General features: G+C 42.3%; 19 protein-coding genes and 1 riboswitch. Of the genes, 17 read left to right on the top strand and 2 right to left on the bottom strand.

Features of this window, described 5'->3' with window-relative positions:
• Positions 1-11 precede the first annotated feature (11 nt).
• The 5 genes from D0T50_RS00335 to D0T50_RS00315 all read left to right on the top strand — a co-directional run bounded on the left by D0T50_RS00335 (position 12) and on the right by D0T50_RS00315 (position 4985).
• Positions 12-1247: a fucose isomerase gene (locus tag D0T50_RS00335; RefSeq protein WP_163220824.1), complete on the top strand. Its 1236-nt coding sequence runs from the start codon at positions 12-14 to the stop codon at positions 1245-1247.
• A gap of 32 nt (positions 1248-1279) precedes the next feature.
• Entirely contained in the window at positions 1280-1987 is a 708-nt protein-coding gene (locus D0T50_RS00330; protein WP_163220822.1) for a response regulator transcription factor, read from the top strand.
• Between the two features lie 12 nt (positions 1988-1999).
• The gene (locus D0T50_RS00325) at positions 2000-3778 is read left to right on the top strand and encodes a cell wall metabolism sensor histidine kinase WalK (protein WP_163220820.1); all 1779 of its coding nucleotides are present in this window, start codon (positions 2000-2002) and stop codon (positions 3776-3778) included.
• A 661-nt stretch (positions 3779-4439) separates the two neighbouring features.
• Positions 4440-4742 carry a GNAT family N-acetyltransferase gene (locus D0T50_RS00320; protein ID WP_163220818.1) on the top strand — a complete coding sequence of 101 codons (303 nt, stop codon included), beginning with the start codon at positions 4440-4442 and terminating at the stop codon, positions 4740-4742.
• 27 nt (positions 4743-4769) lie between these two features.
• The gene (locus tag D0T50_RS00315) at positions 4770-4985 is read left to right on the top strand and encodes a (4Fe-4S)-binding protein (protein ID WP_163220816.1); all 216 of its coding nucleotides are present in this window, start codon (positions 4770-4772) and stop codon (positions 4983-4985) included.
• Positions 4986-4993: 8 nt separating this feature from the next.
• On the opposite strand, the gene D0T50_RS00310 is transcribed toward D0T50_RS00315, so the two are convergent.
• A complete protein-coding gene (locus D0T50_RS00310; RefSeq protein ID WP_163220814.1) occupies positions 4994-6085 on the bottom strand; it encodes a TlpA disulfide reductase family protein in 1092 nt (363 codons plus the stop codon).
• Positions 6086-6240: 155 nt separating this feature from the next.
• Between D0T50_RS00310 and D0T50_RS00305 the strand changes: the two genes are divergently transcribed.
• From D0T50_RS00305 to D0T50_RS00250, 12 genes are all read left to right on the top strand, one after another.
• The gene (locus D0T50_RS00305; protein ID WP_163220812.1) at positions 6241-7632 is read left to right on the top strand and encodes an ATP-binding cassette domain-containing protein; all 1392 of its coding nucleotides are present in this window, start codon (positions 6241-6243) and stop codon (positions 7630-7632) included.
• 10 nt (positions 7633-7642) lie between these two features.
• Entirely contained in the window at positions 7643-8443 is an 801-nt protein-coding gene (locus tag D0T50_RS00300; RefSeq protein ID WP_370520838.1) for an ABC transporter permease, read from the top strand.
• Positions 8437-9231 carry an ABC transporter permease gene (locus tag D0T50_RS00295; protein ID WP_163220810.1) on the top strand — a complete coding sequence of 265 codons (795 nt, stop codon included), beginning with the start codon at positions 8437-8439 and terminating at the stop codon, positions 9229-9231. Before D0T50_RS00300 ends, D0T50_RS00295 begins: the two co-directional genes overlap by 7 nt.
• Positions 9228-10559 carry an ABC transporter substrate-binding protein gene (locus D0T50_RS00290; RefSeq protein ID WP_163220808.1) on the top strand — a complete coding sequence of 444 codons (1332 nt, stop codon included), beginning with the start codon at positions 9228-9230 and terminating at the stop codon, positions 10557-10559. The genes D0T50_RS00295 and D0T50_RS00290 overlap by 4 nt, the downstream gene beginning before the upstream one ends.
• Before the next feature lie 61 nt (positions 10560-10620).
• Positions 10621-10712: riboswitch (TPP riboswitch) on the top strand.
• 67 nt (positions 10713-10779) lie between these two features.
• Positions 10780-11598 (top strand): bifunctional hydroxymethylpyrimidine kinase/phosphomethylpyrimidine kinase, encoded by an 819-nt coding sequence (thiD, locus tag D0T50_RS00285; protein ID WP_163220806.1) that lies wholly within the window; start codon positions 10780-10782, stop codon positions 11596-11598.
• Complete coding sequence (gene thiS / locus D0T50_RS00280) at positions 11595-11795, top strand: sulfur carrier protein ThiS (protein ID WP_163220804.1); 201 nt, start codon at positions 11595-11597, stop codon at positions 11793-11795. Before thiD ends, thiS begins: the two co-directional genes overlap by 4 nt.
• A 1-nt stretch (position 11796) precedes the next feature.
• A complete protein-coding gene (locus D0T50_RS00275; protein ID WP_163220802.1) occupies positions 11797-12408 on the top strand; it encodes a thiamine phosphate synthase in 612 nt (203 codons plus the stop codon).
• Entirely contained in the window at positions 12405-13037 is a 633-nt protein-coding gene (locus D0T50_RS00270) for a thiamine phosphate synthase (protein WP_163220800.1), read from the top strand. The genes D0T50_RS00275 and D0T50_RS00270 overlap by 4 nt, the downstream gene beginning before the upstream one ends.
• Positions 13034-13804, top strand: coding sequence for a thiazole synthase (locus D0T50_RS00265; protein WP_163220798.1), 771 nt, complete (start codon positions 13034-13036; stop codon positions 13802-13804). The genes D0T50_RS00270 and D0T50_RS00265 overlap by 4 nt, the downstream gene beginning before the upstream one ends.
• A 9-nt stretch (positions 13805-13813) precedes the next feature.
• The gene (gene thiC, locus D0T50_RS00260) at positions 13814-15469 is read left to right on the top strand and encodes a phosphomethylpyrimidine synthase ThiC (protein ID WP_163220796.1); all 1656 of its coding nucleotides are present in this window, start codon (positions 13814-13816) and stop codon (positions 15467-15469) included.
• 12 nt (positions 15470-15481) lie between these two features.
• On the top strand, positions 15482-16597 hold the full coding sequence (gene thiH / locus D0T50_RS00255; RefSeq protein WP_163220788.1) for a 2-iminoacetate synthase ThiH: 1116 nt from the start codon (positions 15482-15484) through the stop codon (positions 16595-16597).
• A gap of 4 nt (positions 16598-16601) precedes the next feature.
• Complete coding sequence (locus D0T50_RS00250; RefSeq protein ID WP_239058168.1) at positions 16602-17309, top strand: HesA/MoeB/ThiF family protein; 708 nt, start codon at positions 16602-16604, stop codon at positions 17307-17309.
• On the opposite strand, the gene D0T50_RS00245 is transcribed toward D0T50_RS00250, so the two are convergent.
• Positions 17306-18146 (bottom strand): porin family protein (locus D0T50_RS00245; RefSeq protein ID WP_163220786.1); only part of this gene is annotated, 841 nt, incomplete at its 5' end. The two genes, D0T50_RS00250 and D0T50_RS00245, sit on opposite strands and share 4 nt — an antisense overlap.

Here is an 18146-nt window from a genome sequence, read left to right as displayed (position 1 = left end):
TTAGGAGCATAATGACAATCAACCTTATCACATTCATCTCATCCATGAACAAGGCTACAGCTCTTGAAGACGTTCATGACAATATCCTAACCCAACTCAATCAGCATTTCCAAGTAAATATCATTCCGCATACCGAACAACGTAATATATCGCCGGATGAATTCAACATTCTTTTCATTGCCAGCGGTGGTGTGGAGCGAATGGTTATACAAGACTTTGAACAGCTTCCACGACCAGTGATTATGCTGGCAGACGGTTTACAGAACTCTCTGGCCGCCTCACTCGAAATATCTTCGTGGCTTCGTGGACGTGGTATAAAAAGTGAGATATTGCATGGCGAACCATCAGCTATCATTGCCCGCTTGAAGATACTCTACGATGCTATACAAGGAACAAAGAAACTGGTTGGTAGTCGCATCGGTGTGTTTGGTTCGCCCTCATCATGGCTTATTTCGAGTAATGTGGACTATTTTCTGGCAAAGCGCCGTTGGGGTATTGACTACATCGACATCCCACTGGAGAAAGTATATGCGAAGTACAACAGTATAGACGACGAAGAGGTAGGCGAACTAAGCGCGGAGTTTGCAGGTAGAGCCATTGCTTGCAGAGAAGGTACACCCGAAGATTTACTTAAAGCCATGCGCCTTTACCGCGCGTTAAAGTTGTTGTGCGAAGAAAATAAGCTGGATGCGCTCACCTTGAGCTGTTTTGACATGCTTAAACACATCGCCCCCACCGGCTGTTTGGCACTCTCCTTGCTTACTGACGAAGACATCATGGCTGGTTGCGAAGGCGACGCGCAATCCATCTTTACCATGCTCTCCATGAAAGCACTTACCGGGAAATCGACATTCATGGCAAATCCGTCATCGATAGATAGAGAAAAGAATGAAGTAATCTTTGCGCATTGCACGGTAGGCATTAAGCAAACAGAAAGCTACATCATCCGCAATCATTTCGAATCATTGAGTAGCATTGCCATACAAGGTATACTCCCTGCCGGAAGAGTTACTGTAATACGTTGTGGAGGCGAAGCATTGGATGAGTATTACCTCTCTGCCGGCACTATTATTGAGAATACCGACGATGCTAATATGTGTCGCACACAAATACGCGTGAAGCTCGATCGTCCTACGGATTACTTCTTTAGAAATCCACTGGGCAATCATCACATCATAATCCGTGGAGAGCATACCGAAGTTATAAAGGAGTTTATGCACATCAACGGATGTAAACGAATAGAATAGCAACAGTAATAACACTAAAAAACACTCCACGTATGAATGACTACCGCATACTAATAGTAGATGATGAAGAGGATTTATGTGAAATCCTTAAATACAATCTGGAGATTGAAGGTTTCTTTGTAGATACGGCAAACTCGGCCGAAGAAGCATTAAAGCTCGACTTAACCACCTACAAACTAATTTTGCTGGATGTGATGATGGGTGAAATTTCCGGTTTCAGTATGGCAAGAATGCTGAAGAAGGAGAAGAAAACAGCAGAGATACCCATTGTCTTTATTACCGCCAAAGACACCGAAAACGATACGATTACCGGTTTCAATCTGGGAGCAGACGATTATATTTCCAAACCTTTCTCCTTACGCGAGGTTATAGCACGCATAAAAGCAGTTCTTCGTCGCACCTCAACTCCTAAAAAAGCAGACGTAGTATCGACCGAGCTTGTTTACAAAACGCTGGTTATTGATACGGAGAAGAAGCGAGTGAGCATTGACGGTAAAGCAATTGCGCTTACCAAAAAAGAATTTGAGATACTGGTATTGTTGCTGCAAAACAAAGAAAGAGTATTATCGCGCGAAGAGATACTCTCGTCTGTTTGGAGTGATGAAGTATATGTACTCGACCGCACAATCGACGTAAACATTACCCGCCTACGTAAGAAAATAGATAAATACGGCAAATGTATTGTTACCCGCTTGGGTTACGGTTATTGCTTTGAGACCAACCAAACAGCCCATAGCTAACACAACAAGCGTATGCAACCCAAGCCCAGCAAACAGTTCTTCTCCTATGGCCGAAGGCTTTTCTTCTCGGTTGCTTTATTCTTTTTGCTCTTTTGCGCGTATTTCGTAACCTCACAGTATTACCGCGAAATAGTCTATCAGGAAGAACTGATTAGTGCACGCTTACAAGACTTCAACAATGGGGTAAGGCTTGAAATGCGTTCGCCCGATTTCAACATGGAAAACCTGCCACGCTATGTAAGCGAAGCAAGTTTTGACTACTTGCGTGTTACCATTATGGACTTTCAGGGCAATGTTATTTACGACTGTTTGCAGGACGATTCGACAGTGTTCGAGAATCAAGCGCGCCACAAAGAAGTGCAAGACGCCATAAAAGGCAGGAACGGTTATACCGTGAAGCGCCAGTCAAAGCATAGCGAATATGCCTATTTCTATTCTGCCACCTCTTACAAAGACATTATCATTCGCTCCGCACTTGCCTACACGCCTCAACTTAAAGAGTCTTTAGATATTGATGAAACACAAATTTGGGTCACACTCATTATTATTATTATACTCATCACCGTGTTTTATCAATACACACGAAGGCTTGGAGAATCGGTAACAGCGTTGCAAACCTTCGTGTCGCGCATTGAACGCAATGAACCACTCGACGATATTGTTGAATCAGATCTCCCCGCCAATGACGAATTAAGCGAGATAGCCCGGCAGGTAATTGAAATGTACAAGCGACTGCTGGAGGTAAAAAACACACTTTTTGTAGAACGAGATAAGCTCATTAAGCATCTGCAATCTCTACACGAAGGATTGGGCGCTTTTACTAAAGAGAAGAAAGAGGTGATTGCCAACAACCTCTTCATGCAATACATCAACCTGATATCCGATGCTAATTTAGAGAACTCCGAAGGTATTTTTAGCGTAGTAGAGTTCCAAACAGTTACCGATTTCATTGACTCCTCGCAGAAGAAACCAATCGGCAAAGATGGAAAACAGATTAACTACAACATCCATAAGAATGGACGCATATTCACGGTGTTCTGCACTATTTTCCAAAACAGAAGCTTTGAAGTCAGCATTAATGACGTAACACGAGAGGAAGAGCAGATAGAACTCAAACGACAGATTACACAAAACATAGCCCACGAGCTAAAAACGCCCGTCAGCAGTATTCAGGCATATTTGGAAACAATAGTAAGTACGGAGGATATGCCGAAGGAGAAGATGCAACAATTCTTGCAGAAGTGTTACGAACAGAGCAATCGCCTATCGCGTTTGCTACGGGACATTTCGATGCTCAACCGTATGAGTGACGCAGCAGATATGTTCGAGAAAGAACCGATTAACATCGCCGAACTGGTCGGCAAAATATTCGAAGAGTCTGCGTTAGAGTTAGAGAAAAAACAGATAACAGCCATCAATCAGCTCAACAACGAGGTCGAGATAATGGGCAATCAAGCGTTGATGTACTCTATATTCCGCAACCTTACCGACAACGCTATTGCTTATGGCGGGCAAGAGATTTCAATCATTGTTACCTGTTTTCGCGAAGACGAAACACACTATTACATCAGCTTTGCCGACACCGGCATGGGTGTAGGAACAGGACATATGCAGCGACTGTTCGAACGTTTCTACCGCATCGATAAAGGACGCTCACGAAAGATGGGCGGAACAGGACTAGGATTGGCCATTGTCAAGAATGCCATTCTTATTCATGGCGGGCAGATATCTGTAAAGAAATATAAGAACGGAGGGCTGGAGTTCATTTTTACTCTGGCAAAAGAGAAATAGAAAAAAGAAAAAATCCACCAACCAGCCAACCCGAAAGATAGCCCCAACTATCTTTTTGCTAAACCCTGTTTCTTTGCGATTTTTTAAGGGAAACTACCCCCTGCTTCAAATAAATCGCAGGAAATGGAGTTTAGAAGAAAGTGAAACAAACGCCATCCCAAACACTCTATTTCCCCAAAACATGCCCTACAAGGCTTATAACGCCTCTTTTTCTCAGTGCATTCTTGTTAAGAACTCACTGAAAACCGATATAAAACTCACTCTAATTCGTATTAAAACCCAGTCCATTTATTTTTATCTTCTTATGGATTAACAACTGTTTGCCATAAGCAAACGCTCCGTATGCTTATGGAAGATGGGTCGTGAGCTTATGGCAAACAAGCGTTCGTCCATAAGCAAATTTCTTTCCAAACAATCGTATCCAGAAGGCTTGTGAGAGGGGTTACCTCTTCTTCAAATACGCAACCGGAACAGTTGGAATAATCGCAAAAGAAAGCAAAACACCCGTATTACCTCTTGCACTACCCCAGTTTGCTATCTTATTGACACAAACAGAGCGATAACAAAAAGTACCAAACAACAAAAAATACTTATAAAGAAAACATTTTCCACGCCCGCTATGTTATACTTACTAACCTAACAAACCAAAAACCAAATAAGTATGAACCAGCAATATGAATTAATCAACAATGAAGATGCAAAGCAATATGAGTTTCATATTGACAGACACATCGCCAAGATTGAGTACATCATTAACAGTAAAGGAGATATCTACCTTACCCACACCGAAGTTCCTACGGCATTGGGAGGTAAGGGTATTGGGAAAGAATTGGTGGAAGCAGCCTTAAAAAACATCGAAAAGAGAAAGCTGGAGGTTATCCCGCTGTGTCCGTTCGTGGCGGGTTACATCAAAAAGAACCCCGACTGGAAACGCATTGTATCTAGGAATGTAACAATAAAATAGAAAACAACAATTAAAACTTTAGAGCAAATGAAAACAACATCCGAATACACAAACGGAGAAATTACCATTGTGTGGAGACCAAGCAAATGCACTCATGTTGGTGTGTGCGTAAGGATGCTTCCCAAGGTATACAGAGTGAAGGAAAGACCATGGGTTAAGATTGAAAACGCCACAACAGCAGAGTTGAAAGCACAAATAGACAAATGCCCGACGGGCGCATTGAGCTATCGCGAGAACAAATAAAGAGTTTCTTAGTCGAACAACTCTTTCAGTTTATTCGCCAGATTTTCTCCGGTTAGGTCGCGGGCAATGATTGTTCCTTCCTGATCAATAATCAGCATATGGGGAATACTGCGAATACCATAGAGTTCGGCTCCTTCGGAGCTCCAACCCTTCAGGTCGCTCATCTGCACCCATGCCATAGACATTTTCTTTATGCATGCGAGCCACGCTTGTTTATCATTATCCAAAGAGACTCCAACCACTTGGAGTCCTTTGTTTTTATAGGTGGCATAGAGTTCTACAAGTTTGGGCATTTCGCGAAGACAAGGATTGCACCACGATGCCCAAAAGTCTACAAGTACATAGTTACTCTTACCTACAAAATCCGACAGGCAAACAACATCTCCTTGTTCGTTGAACATTTCAAAGTCAACAAACTTATTGCCCGTAGCGGTAACATCGGCAGCATCAACACGCTGTTGAAGTTTTACTAGTATGGGGTCGGTTTTGTATGTAGCCGGGATATTGATTAAGGCTGCTTTTATTTGTGCATAGTCCAGATAATTTCTAAAGAAACCTAGCAGATAAGCACCCAATACGTTGTGAGTGTTGCTCTGGATGGTAGTGTAGAGTTCGGCAGTCATCATTTCTTCCAACGCTTCCATTTCTTTCTTTTCTTTCTCTTTATCTTGCGATGCTCTCATGGCGGCAAAGATTTCCATTAACTGCTGGCTATATTCCTGACGTTTCTGTTTGAATGTCTGAAAACTATTATTCAAAGGAGTTCCGGTTACTGAAGTTCGTTTTTCATCGTGACTTAGCCTTGCTTTTATCTTTCCATTTTCCAACACAAAATCGGCAAAGAACGGATCTTGCTCACCATCGGTATAAGTAAGGAAAAGCATTACCGCCGAGTCTTGCACTCCTTCAAAAGTAAATGCTTCTTGTGTATCAATTACGGTACTGTCCAAGGAGAGGAAACCATCTTCAGTGCGTTCCATTAAATAGACCTTTTCACCAAAAAGTCCGCCCTCAACCGTTCCTGTTATTTTATACGTTTTTTCCTGACAAGAGGTTATTACTAAAGCCATCCCCGCCAACAAACTCAACCATTTCTTCATAAGTCATTTACTTTTTACATTATTACAAGTAGACAAAGATAAATTATTTTTCATTTTCATTTTCTAAAAACCTTTACTATTGTTGCTTTTTAGTCGCATTTATAGTTCTTTTTGCGAACTTAATTTTATCTTTGCCATTTCAAAACGCCTTAATTATGTTTAAAGCAGATAACATCGTCGAAGTAAAAAATGTTTCGAAGTACTTTGAAAACAAAGTTGCGTTCGAAAACATTACGCTTGACATCAAGAAAGGCGAATTTGTAACTATTCTTGGCCCGTCGGGTTGTGGGAAAAGTACATTACTGAGAACCATTGGAGGATTCCTTGCAGTATCATCCGGAAGAATCAGGATAAACAATAAAGATGTAACTAAAACACCACCCTATCTACGACCTGTTAATACAATATTTCAACAATACGCGCTGTTTCCATTCCTCAATGTATACGAAAACGTTGCTTTTGGACTAAAACTTAAAAAAATGTCTAAGCAAGAAATCGAAAGAAAAATGCGCACAACACTCAGGATGGTAGGAATGACAGGCTACGAAGATCGTGACATAGACACACTCTCGATTGTACAACAGCAGCGCATTGCTATAGCAAGAGCCATTATCAATGAGCCCGAAGTATTACTGCTTGACGAACCGTTGGCTGCTCTAGACGTAAAGATGCGAAAGGAGATGCAAGTAGAGCTCAAAGAACTTCAAAAGAATCTGGGTATTACTTTTATCTATGCGACCAGCGATCAGGAAGAAGCCCTCTCTCTTAGCGACACCATCGTAGTGATGAAAGAGGGATACGTACAACAAGTAGGCCCCCCAAAAGAGATATACCAAAAGCCCATTAATTCCTTTGTTGCCGACTTTATAGGAGAAAGCAATATTCTAAACGGAGAAATAATAACCGACGGACGTATTCGTTTCTGCGATGCCGAGTTTGAATGTATGAGCGAAGGTATTGAAAACAACACCTTGGTTGACGTAGTTATCCGTCCTGAAGAAATCGCTATTTCCCAGAGCAGCGACGAGACTCAACTGTTTGGCGAAGTACATGCTTGTGTGTTTAAGGGTATGCACTACGAAATAATAGTGGTATGCAATGGCTTTGAGTTACTGGTTCAAACCCATCAGCACTTTGATGTAGACAGCAAGGTGGGATTAACTATCAATCCAAGGCATATCCATACGATGCAAAAAGAACGAATAAGCAATATCTTCGAAGGTAAACAGATAGATTTGACACATGTAGAGTTCCTCGGATGTAAGTTTGAGTGTACGCCGATAAGCGACTTTGCTCCGGGAGAAGATGTACTCATTAGCGTAGATTTCGACAAAGTCATTCTTCAAGACTACCGGGAAGAGGCTCTTTTGAAAGGCGAAATAGCATCTATTTCCTATAAAGGGAACCATTATCATCTCACTGTTTTCTCCAACTGTGGCGAAGACATCTATGTAGATACAAACGATATATGGAGTGATGGCGACCGTGTTGGTATTACCTTCATTCCCGAAAACATTAAGGTACTTCCAAAAGAGGTGGCTAAATAAAGGAAGAGAAGTGAAAAGAAAGTTTACGTTATATTTCTCGTCGCGCAAGAGTTTTGCTCTGCCCTATATTATTTTTTCGGCAATCTTTGTAATTATCCCGTTACTTCTTATTGCCGGATACGCCTTTATCGATGAAAACGGAACGATATCGTTGAGTAACTTTATAAACTTTTCCATCAACTCCGAAACAAACGATACCTTTATTTATTCTCTGGGAGTAGCCATTATCACTACCTTTTTCTGCATTCTATTGGGCTATCCTGCTGCATGGATACTCAGCAACAAAAAATACAACAAGTCTCACACCATAGTGCTGCTCTTTCTATTACCTATGGGGGTAAACATTTTGATACGCACACTTGCCTCGGTTGCCTTGTTCGACTTTTTGCACATCCCTTTGGGCGAAGAAGCATTGATCTTCGGCATGGTCTACAACTTCATTCCGTTTATGATCTATCCTATTTACAATAGCCTTGCTAAGATAGATAGGAGTTACATTGAAGCTGCACAAGATTTAGGAGCTACCCCGGTACAAATCTTTTTCAAAATAACACTCCCTTTCTCCACGCCCGGCTTAATGGGTGGCATTATGATGGTCTTTATGCCCGTCGTCTCTACTTTTGCCATTGCCGAACTGTTGACGCTAAACAGCATTAAATTGTTCGGTACTACCATTCAGGAAAGCATTAGTAACAGTATGTGGAACTACGGAGCAGCACTTTCATTAATCATGTTGTTGCTCATCATTGTTACCTCGCTCTTCAATGTGGATGAAAAAGGTAATACACTGGAAGGAGGCACGGCATGGTAAAGAAGCACATAGCAAAAGCCTACCTGTGGATACTGTTGCTGTTGCTTTATGCACCGGTAGTAATTATCGTTATCTTCTCCTTTACTGAAGCAAAGGTACTGGGAAGCTGGACAGGCTTCTCAACCAAACTATATTCATCACTCTTCACCCCAAGTTCATACCACTCTTTGACTAAGGCACTATTAAACACACTAAGCATTGCATTAATCTCGGCAATAGTGGCTACACTTCTTGGCAGTATGGCGGCAGTGGGAATTTACAATATGAGGCATCGCCAAAAGAGAATTATCACACTCATAAACAATATTCCCATTTTGAATGTAGACCTCATTACAGGTGTTTCATTGTTTTTCTTATTCCTATTTCTCGGCGTTTCGCAAGGATATACCACTGTGGTATTAGCGCACATCACACTCTGTACGCCTTTTGTTGTACTATGTGTGCTGCCCAAGCTAAGGCAGATGAATCCAAACATCTACGAAGCAGCACTCGATTTGGGTGCAACACCTTGGGAAGCATTGCGTAAAGTTATCTTTCCCGAAATCCGTTCGGGTATGATAACCGGATTTATCTTGGCTGTTATGATCTCCATTAATGACTTTATAGTAACAATATTCACCATCGGTAACGAAGGATTGGAAACACTTTCCACCTATATATATATAGATGCACGCAAGGGAGGACTACCCCCCGAGCTTCGCCCACTTACCACTATTATGCTATTGGTGATACTGGTCTTACTTCTTGCCTTCAACAAACGAATCAAGAAAAAAAGCGTGGACAGATGAAGAAAAGGAACTTAATATACCTCCTACTCTCCCTCTGCCTGCTCACCGGGTGTTACAATTTAGAGAAACGAGAGAATGTGCTGAAGATATACAATTGGGCAGACTACATAGACAGCAGCGTACTGGATGAGTTCGTGGAATACTATAAAGCCTGTACCGGAGAAGATATACGCATCATCTATCAAACCTTCGACATCAACGAAGTAATGTACACTAGAATAGAAAAGGGAAACGAAGACTTCGATCTTGTTTGTCCATCAGACTATATCATAGAGCGTATGCTAAAGAAAGAGATGTTGCTACCTATTGACACTGTGTTTGAAAACACCAAGAACTATCTTGGGAACGTAGCTCCTTACACGCGCGAACAACTTGACTTGTTTATAGGAGGCGAACATTCTGCTTCTAACTACGCTGTATGCTATATGTGGGGTACAACAGGAATTCTCTACAACACAGCCCTCGTACCCAGAGAAGAAGCAATTACCTGGGATTGTTTATGGGACCCCAAATATGCCGGAAAGATACTCATGAAAGATAGCTACCGCGAAGCCTATGGCACCGCCATTATATATGCAAACAAACGTAATATTGAAGAAGGAAAAGTTACGGTAGAAGAGCTGATGAACGATTTTTCGCCCAAAGCTATGCGTTTGGCCGAGAAGCTTCTCAAAGACCTGAGACCAAACATTGCCGGCTGGGAATCGGACTTTGGGAAAGAGCAAATGGCCAAAGGTCGTGTTTGCATCAACATGACATGGAGCGGCGATGCTGTATGGGCAATTGAAGAAGCAGCCGCCATTGGTGTAGACTTGGATTATGTAGTACCGATTGAAGGTGGCAATATTTGGTTCGACGGTTGGGTAATACCCAAGTATGCCAAAAACCCCAAAGCAGCAAGCTACTTCATTAACTTTATATGCCGCCCGGATATAGCATTGCGCAACATGGAAGCCATTGGATACGTAAGTGCTATTGCCACGCCCGAAATCCTGGCAGCAAAAATAGACACTACACTGGAGTATTATTCTGATTTACGTTACTTCTTTGGCGAAGATGCAGGTAGTGTGCAGGTAAACAATGTGCAATACCCCGATAAAGCTGTAGTAAATCGTTGTGCTTTGACGCGCGACTTTGGCGACCAAACAGAAGAGATGCTTGAAATATGGGCGCGTGTAAAAGAAGACAGTTTAGGATTGGGAATAACTATTGTTATTTTTGTTGTCTTCTTTGCTAGTACTTGGTGGGTAATTCGCAAGCGTTACAAGCACTACAAGCGGTCGCGTAGATATCACTACGGAGATCAAAGAAGAATGAAAAGAAAATAATATTAGTTCTTAACACACTTTTCTGTTCCGCTGAATATAAATTTTCTTACCTTTGCACAGAACAACAATCAAGGGGTGCCTTTTAAGGCTGAGATTATACCCTTATAACCTGACGCGGGTAATGCCGACGTAGGGATGATAAGAGAAGCATCTTTTTCTCACCCCCCAAAGAACTCCCCTTGATTAGCTGTATTCATTTATTTAATAATAAAGAATAGCTATGAGGTATCCCACAACATTAACAATCGCAGGCTCGGATAGCGGCGGTGGAGCCGGCATACAAGCCGACTTAAAAGCATTTTCTGCACTTGGCACATTCGGCATGTCGGTTATCACTGCCATTACAGCACAAAACACTCGGGAAGTACGAGAAGTAGAGGCCTTATCTACCCATATTATTCGTGCGCAATTAGAGACGGTACTTGATGATTTTACCGTTGATGCCATTAAAACCGGTATGTTAGTAACCCCCGAGATTATCGAATTGGTAGGCAATATCATTGCTCATTACGGAGTTAAGAACATTGTTATTGACCCGGTAATGGTTGCTACTACAGGTGCCAATCTCACTAAAGCCGACCTACGCAAGGCTTATCACGAACATTTGTATAATAAGCTCACACTGCTTACTCCAAACATTCCCGAAGCGGAAACACTTACCGGACTAACCATCCATTCCGAAGCAGATAAGGATGAGGCTGGTGCCATGCTCATAGCTCAAGGATGCAGTGCTGTGCTTATCAAAGGCGGACATCTGAAGGGAAACAATGAATCTATCGATACGCTTTATTGCGCTTCGGGAGAGACACATCACTTTGCCTCCACCTTTATAAACACCCCCAACACTCATGGTACAGGATGCTCTTTAGGATCGGCTATCGCTGCTTATTTAGCAAAAGGAGAAGATCTTATTAATGCCATCCAACTGGCTAAGAGATACATTACCGAAGCCATTCGTTGCGGTGCCGAAGTAGAATTCAACGGCAACGGGCCGCTCAACCATTTCTTTTCACCCCAACCCTTAAAACCAACCAAATGATTATACAAGTAAACGATAAAGTACATAATATAGAAAAGGGAACAACACTCGCTTCGTTTATGGCAAGTCTAAACATCGTGCAAAAAGGCCTTGCCGTAGCTATCGATCAAGAAATTATTCCTAAAAAAGAATGGGAAGGATTTGTTCTAACAGAAGGTATGAGCCTGATACTTATTCATGCTGTTTCGGGAGGATAAGATGCAATTTATCGTTATCACCGAAGATAAAATATTTGAGGAAGAACCTATTGCAGTTAATGCACTCTTCAACAATGGATTGGCTACTTTGCACCTGCGTAAACCGGGAGCAAACAGTAAGCAATTGTCCGAATGGTTAGAACGTATCGACCCGGCTTTTCATCCACGAATAGTATTGCACGATTGCTTCAAACTTATCGACAAATACCATCTAAAAGGAGTACACCTCAACAGTAGGAACAAAGAGGTGCCTATTTCGGAAACACCAATCAGTGTAAGTTGCTCTTTCCACTCGCTAAAAGAGTGTCAAAAAGAGGCCAAGAAGTATAATTATGTATTCCTTAGTCCGATATACAATAGTATTTCAAAGGAGGGTTATGCGAGTAACTTCACGAAAGAAGAGCTTACTAACGCACATAATAGAGGTATTATCAATTCATCGACCATAGCTTTGGGAGGTATAGCAACAAGCAATATCAGAGAAGTGGCAAGCTATGGATTCGGGGGCATTGCCACTATCGGTACTATTTGGAAAGATTACCGAGTAAATAAGAATCTCGATGCGCTCATTGCCAGATTTACACATATTAAAGAAATAACAGAAGACCTATGAACGGATTACTTTTTATAGCACACCAAACAGAGAGATACAGTTACCTGCAGTCCATTGAACTTGCATTAAAGGGAGGTTGCAAAGAGGTACAACTACGCATGAAAGATGCAAGTATCGAAGAACTTCTATTTGTAGGAAAGCAAGCCAAACAGCTATGCGACACTTACAACGCCAAACTTTATATTGACGACCATGCTGAAGTCTGCAAGAAACTCAATGCAACCGGTGTTCATCTCGGGAAGAACGATATGCCGCCAAGCCAGGCACGCGAGTTACTAGGAGACAACTATATAATAGGTGGAACTACCAATACCTTTGAAGACATCATACACCTGTACAAGCAAGGTGTAAATTATGTAGGTTTAGGACCTTTCCGCTTTACGACAACAAAGAAGAACCTTAGTCCGGTGCTGGGCGTAGCAGGTTATGCCTCAATTATCCACTCGTGTCGCGAAGCAGGTATTAATCTGCCAATTATAGCCATTGGCGGTATTACCGAAGCAGATATACCAGCTATTATGGAAACAGGGGTTTCTACAATCGCCATCTCTTCGAGCATACTTACCGCAACCGACCCGGTAAGTGAAACAAAGAAATTAATAAAACTCATAGATACATATAAACGATGAAAAAGTTAATAATTGCCGGAAAAGAGTTCAACTCGCGTCTTTTCCTCGGAACAGGCAAGTTCAGTTCCAACACCGCTATGGAAGAAGCTATCACAGTTTCGCAATCCGAAATGGTAACAGTTGCCATGAAGCGACTCGACCTCGAGAACAAAGACGATGATATGTTGGTACATATCAAGAAGCCAGGCATACAGTTGCTCCCTAATACTTCGGGTGTACGCAATGCTAAAGAAGCTGTTTTTGCTGCCAAACTGGCGCGTGAAGCTTTTGAGACCAATTGGTTGAAACTGGAAATACACCCAGACCCACGTTACCTCCTACCTGATCCTATCGAAACGCTCAAGGCAACTGAAGAATTGGCGAAGCTTGGCTTTATAGTACTTCCTTATATTCAGGCCGACCCGGTGCTTTGCAAACTATTGGAATCGGCAGGTGCGGCTACGGTTATGCCACTCGGCGCTCCTATAGGAACAAACAAAGGATTGCGTACACGCGATTTCCTTGAAATCATCATAGAACAAAGTAACGTACCGGTAGTAGTAGACGCCGGTATCGGTGCACCCTCGCATGCTGCTGAGGCTATGGAGCTGGGAGCTGACGCTGTTTTGGTAAATACTGCGATTGCAATTGCCAAAGATCCGGTTGTTATGGCAAAAGCATTTCAAATGGCAGTTGAATCGGGACGCATGGCGTACGAAGCCGGTTTGGCAGAGCGTATTGATGTAGCAGAAGCAAGTAGTCCGCTAACATCTTTCCTTAACGATTAAAACAAGAATATGAAAAAAGAGCAACGAATTACCTACCCTTCTTCACGAAAGGTATATAAACAAGGAAAACTCCATAATATAGCCGTAGCTATGCGTGCAGTAACTTTAGTTACTGGCGAACAAGTGCTTCTCTACGATACCAGTGGACCTTACTCGGACGAGCAAGCCACAATTGACATATCCAAAGGACTTCCTCGTATTCGCAAGGAATGGATTGAGAGCCGTCAAGATACCGAACAACTTGATGCTTTTTCTTCCATATACTGTAATGAACGTTTAGCAAACAGGTCGTTGGATAGTATTCGTTTTCCGCAAGTAAACCTACCACGCAGAGCAAAGGCAGGTACTCCCATTACGCAGATGTATTATGCTCAACAAGGTATTATCACACCCGAAATGGAGTATGTGGCTATTCGCGAAAATATGCAAAATGAAGAATTAGGTATTCCAACCCATATTACTCCAGAGTTTGTGCGTAGCGAAATTGCTGCTGGTAGAGCCATGATTCCCGCTAATGTTAATCACCCAGAAGCAGAGCCAATGATTATCGGAACAAACTTCTTGGTTAAGATTAATACTAATATTGGTAATTCTTCCCTGATGTCGGGCATTGACGAAGAGGTAGAAAAAGCAATTTGGAGTTGCAAATGGGGAGGAGATACACTTATGGATCTTTCTACAGGAGAGAATATTCACGAAACACGCGAGTGGATTGTGCGCAACACCCCCGTCCCCGTAGGTACTGTGCCATTGTATCAAACCTTGGAAAAGATAAATGGAAAAATAGCCGACCTTAACTGGGAGATTTATCGCGATACGCTTATCGAGCAATGTGAACAAGGTGTTGATTATTTTACCATACACGCCGGCTTACTGAAAAGTCATTTACCTTTGTTGAAGGAGCGCGTCACAGGCATTGTTTCTCGTGGCGGATCTATCATTGCCAACTGGATGACACAGCACCAGCAAGAAAACCTTTTCTACACTCACTTTGAAGAGATTTGCGAAATACTAAAACAGTACGATGTTGCCGTTTCTCTAGGCGATGGCCTGCGTCCCGGCTGTATCGCCGACGCGAACGATGCCGGACAATTTGCCGAACTTTCCGTATTAGGTGAACTAACACAAATAGCATGGAAACACCATGTACAAGTACTGATTGAAGGTCCCGGCCATGTGCCCATGCACAAAATTAAAGCCAATATGGACGAACAGATTAAACATTGTGCAGGTGCGCCATTCTACACCTTAGGGCCACTTACTACTGATATAGCTCCGGGGTATGATCACATTACTTCTGCAATAGGTGCCGCACAAATAGCACGTTACGGTACAGCTATGATCTGTTATGTTACTCCTAAGGAACACCTTGCCCTGCCCGACAAAGAAGATGTGCGTGTAGGTGTGGTTTCTTACAAAATTGCCGCCCATGCTGCCGACCTGGCTAAAGGACATCCCGGTGCGCAAGTGAGGGATAATGCATTGAGCAAAGCTCGTTTCGATTTCAGATGGAAAGATCAATTCAACTTATCGCTCGATCCTGAACGAGCATTGGAGTACTATAAGTCGGGAAGATTGGATGATGAAAGTGGACACTGCACCATGTGCGGACCTAATTTCTGTGCTATGAAACTGACTAAAGAAATGCATGATTGTGAACAATAAAAAAAGATGCAAATGGAATTCAAAGAGTTAATAGACAACTATAATTGGGATGACATCAAACACGCCATCTACAACAAGACCGCCAAAGATGTAGAGATAGCACTAAGTAAGCCAAAGTGTTCGATAGAAGACTTTATGGCATTAATCTCTCCTGCGGCACAACCCTATCTTGAACAAATGGCGATACTCAGTAGAAAGTATACCCAACAAAGATTTGGCAAGACAATTCAGTTTTACATACCGCTCTACCTCACTAATTCGTGTATAAATCATTGCGTGTACTGTGGTTTTAATCACTCCAACGACATTAAGCGCATTATCCTCACCGACGAGCAAATAATGCAAGAAGTAGAGGCTATTAAGAAGCTGGGTAATTTTCAGCACATCTTACTCGTTACGGGAGAGAATCCACGCGATGCAGGTGCAGACTATATTGAAAATGCGATTAATTTAGTTAAGCCACACTTTCAGTCTATATCTATCGAGGTACAACCTCTGAAAGAGAGTGAATACAAACAGCTAACCGATGCAGGTATGAATGCCGTGTACTGTTACCAAGAAACTTACAACAAAGAGCGTTACAAAATTTATCACCCCAAAGGCATGAAATCTAAGTTTGATTGGCGTATCGATGCTTACGAACGCATGGGTAAAGCAGGTGTACACAAAGTTGGATTGGGTGTGCTCATTGGGTTGGAAGATTGGCGTACAGATACCATCTTTATGGCCAGTCACCTGCGCTATCTGCAAAGAACCTATTGGCAAACCAAGTATTCGGTTTCTTTCCCCCGTATGCGTCCACATGTTGGTGAAGGTTTTCAGCCAAACGTCATCATGAGCGACAGAGAATATGTACAGTTGATATTTGCCTTTCGTATCTTCGATCATGATTTGGAAATAGCAATGTCTACCCGTGAAGAGAACCGCCTGCGCGATAGTATGACCACGCTTGGCATCACCTCACTTAGCGCAGGTTCCAAAACAGACCCGGGAGGCTATGCTGTTTATAAAGATGAGTTGGAGCAGTTTGTGATAAATGATGACCGCGACCCCGACACTGTACTCGAAGCCATCAAAAAACAAGGTTACGAGGTAGTATGGAAAGACTGGGATTTAAGTTTGCAATAATATAATGATGGAAAGATACAACCGCAACATTCTCATTGACGGAATTGGCGAAACGGGACAAGCAAGGTTAAAAGCAAGTAAAGTATTGGTAATAGGTGCAGGAGGTTTAGGGTCTCCTGTACTACTATACCTTGTCGCTGCAGGCGTAGGTACTATTGGTATCATCGACAACGACACGGTAAATGTTACCAACCTACAACGCCAAGTCCTCTACGGGAGTACCGACCTTGATAAAAGCAAAGCCCATACTGCTGCCGAAAAGCTAAAAACTATTAACGATGATTGTCATATCGTAGCCCATCACCAACTATTTACGGAAGATAACGCGGAATCTTTTATCAGTAAATACGATTTTGTTGTGGATTGCAGCGACAACTTCGCCACCAAATACCTCATAAACGACACCTGCGTGAAACTCTCAAAGCCCTATTCGCACGGTGCAGTCGTTGCCATGCATGGCGAGGTTATGACACATATTCCCGGTAATTCCTGCTTGCGATCGGTTTTCCCCACACAACCCGCAGACGGAGAACTCCCCATTGCCGCAGAAATAGGAATACTTGGAGCTGTGGCTGGAATTATAGGAAGTATTCAAGCAACAGAAACAATCAAATACCTTGTAGGTATGGATGATTTACTAATTAATAAGCTACTACTTGTAGATGGGCGAACTATGGAGTTCAGGGTGATGCGGGTCAAGCCAACTTGTTAGAAGGTGAAACCTAGCGTAGCCTCCAGGGTATTCAGCTTGCTCGACACCCACTCTTTCTTACGGTAAATAGCTCTCGCCATGATTGTGTGTTTCCCTAACTTATACGCTACCCCACCACCGATATAGAAGCCTGCACTAAAGGAGGTTAGTTTGGCATTCAAGTTCTCCGATACTTCTTTAATATTGGAACCAAAAAACTCTTCGTGGCATTTTTTCAAGCTACTGTTTATCAAAAAGCTATGCGTATATCCTCCCTCAATAAATGGCTGTATCCGTTTATGAAGGGGAGAATAGCGTACTCCAATATAGTTATCGAGTATAAACGCCTGCTGCTTAAATTTCAAATAACCAAACTCCGCGTTAGATCTATAATGCTCGCCTCGAAACAAGCTACCCTCTAAGCCAATATGAAAACTAAAATCGCGAGAGAAACGAGGAATAAGCATCCCTACATCTAAGCCAATAGATGGCGAAGCAGAATCAAGATATTTAATATTCCATTCTTCCTTCAATCCATTTATCTTTGATCTATGTTTCTTTATTCCTACCAGTAATGTAAAGGTGAAGTGATAATACTTCTTGTCTTTCTTTGTTTCAAAAATAATGCAATCTTCACCTGTTTTACACACATCGCTATGGTATTCCTTGGTTATTTCTACAAATTCTTCCTGACTAAACCCTATACCTTTTACTTTCTTCTTTACTTCTTCACTATCACGAAACAAATAAGTAAGTAAACCAACATAGCGTGTATCGCGCTGAACGCCACTTTTCCCGTTTTTTAGGGTAACTATTTTATCTTCTTTAGAGACTTCGACTAAGCGTCCATCAGCTTCT

The sequence above is a fragment of the Bacteroides sp. 214 genome, assembly GCF_010501015.1.
In the GTDB taxonomy this organism is placed as follows: domain Bacteria; phylum Bacteroidota; class Bacteroidia; order Bacteroidales; family Bacteroidaceae; genus Bacteroides.
The sequence above is the reverse complement of the archived record's forward strand: the minus strand, read 5'-3'. Positions and strand labels throughout refer to the sequence as shown.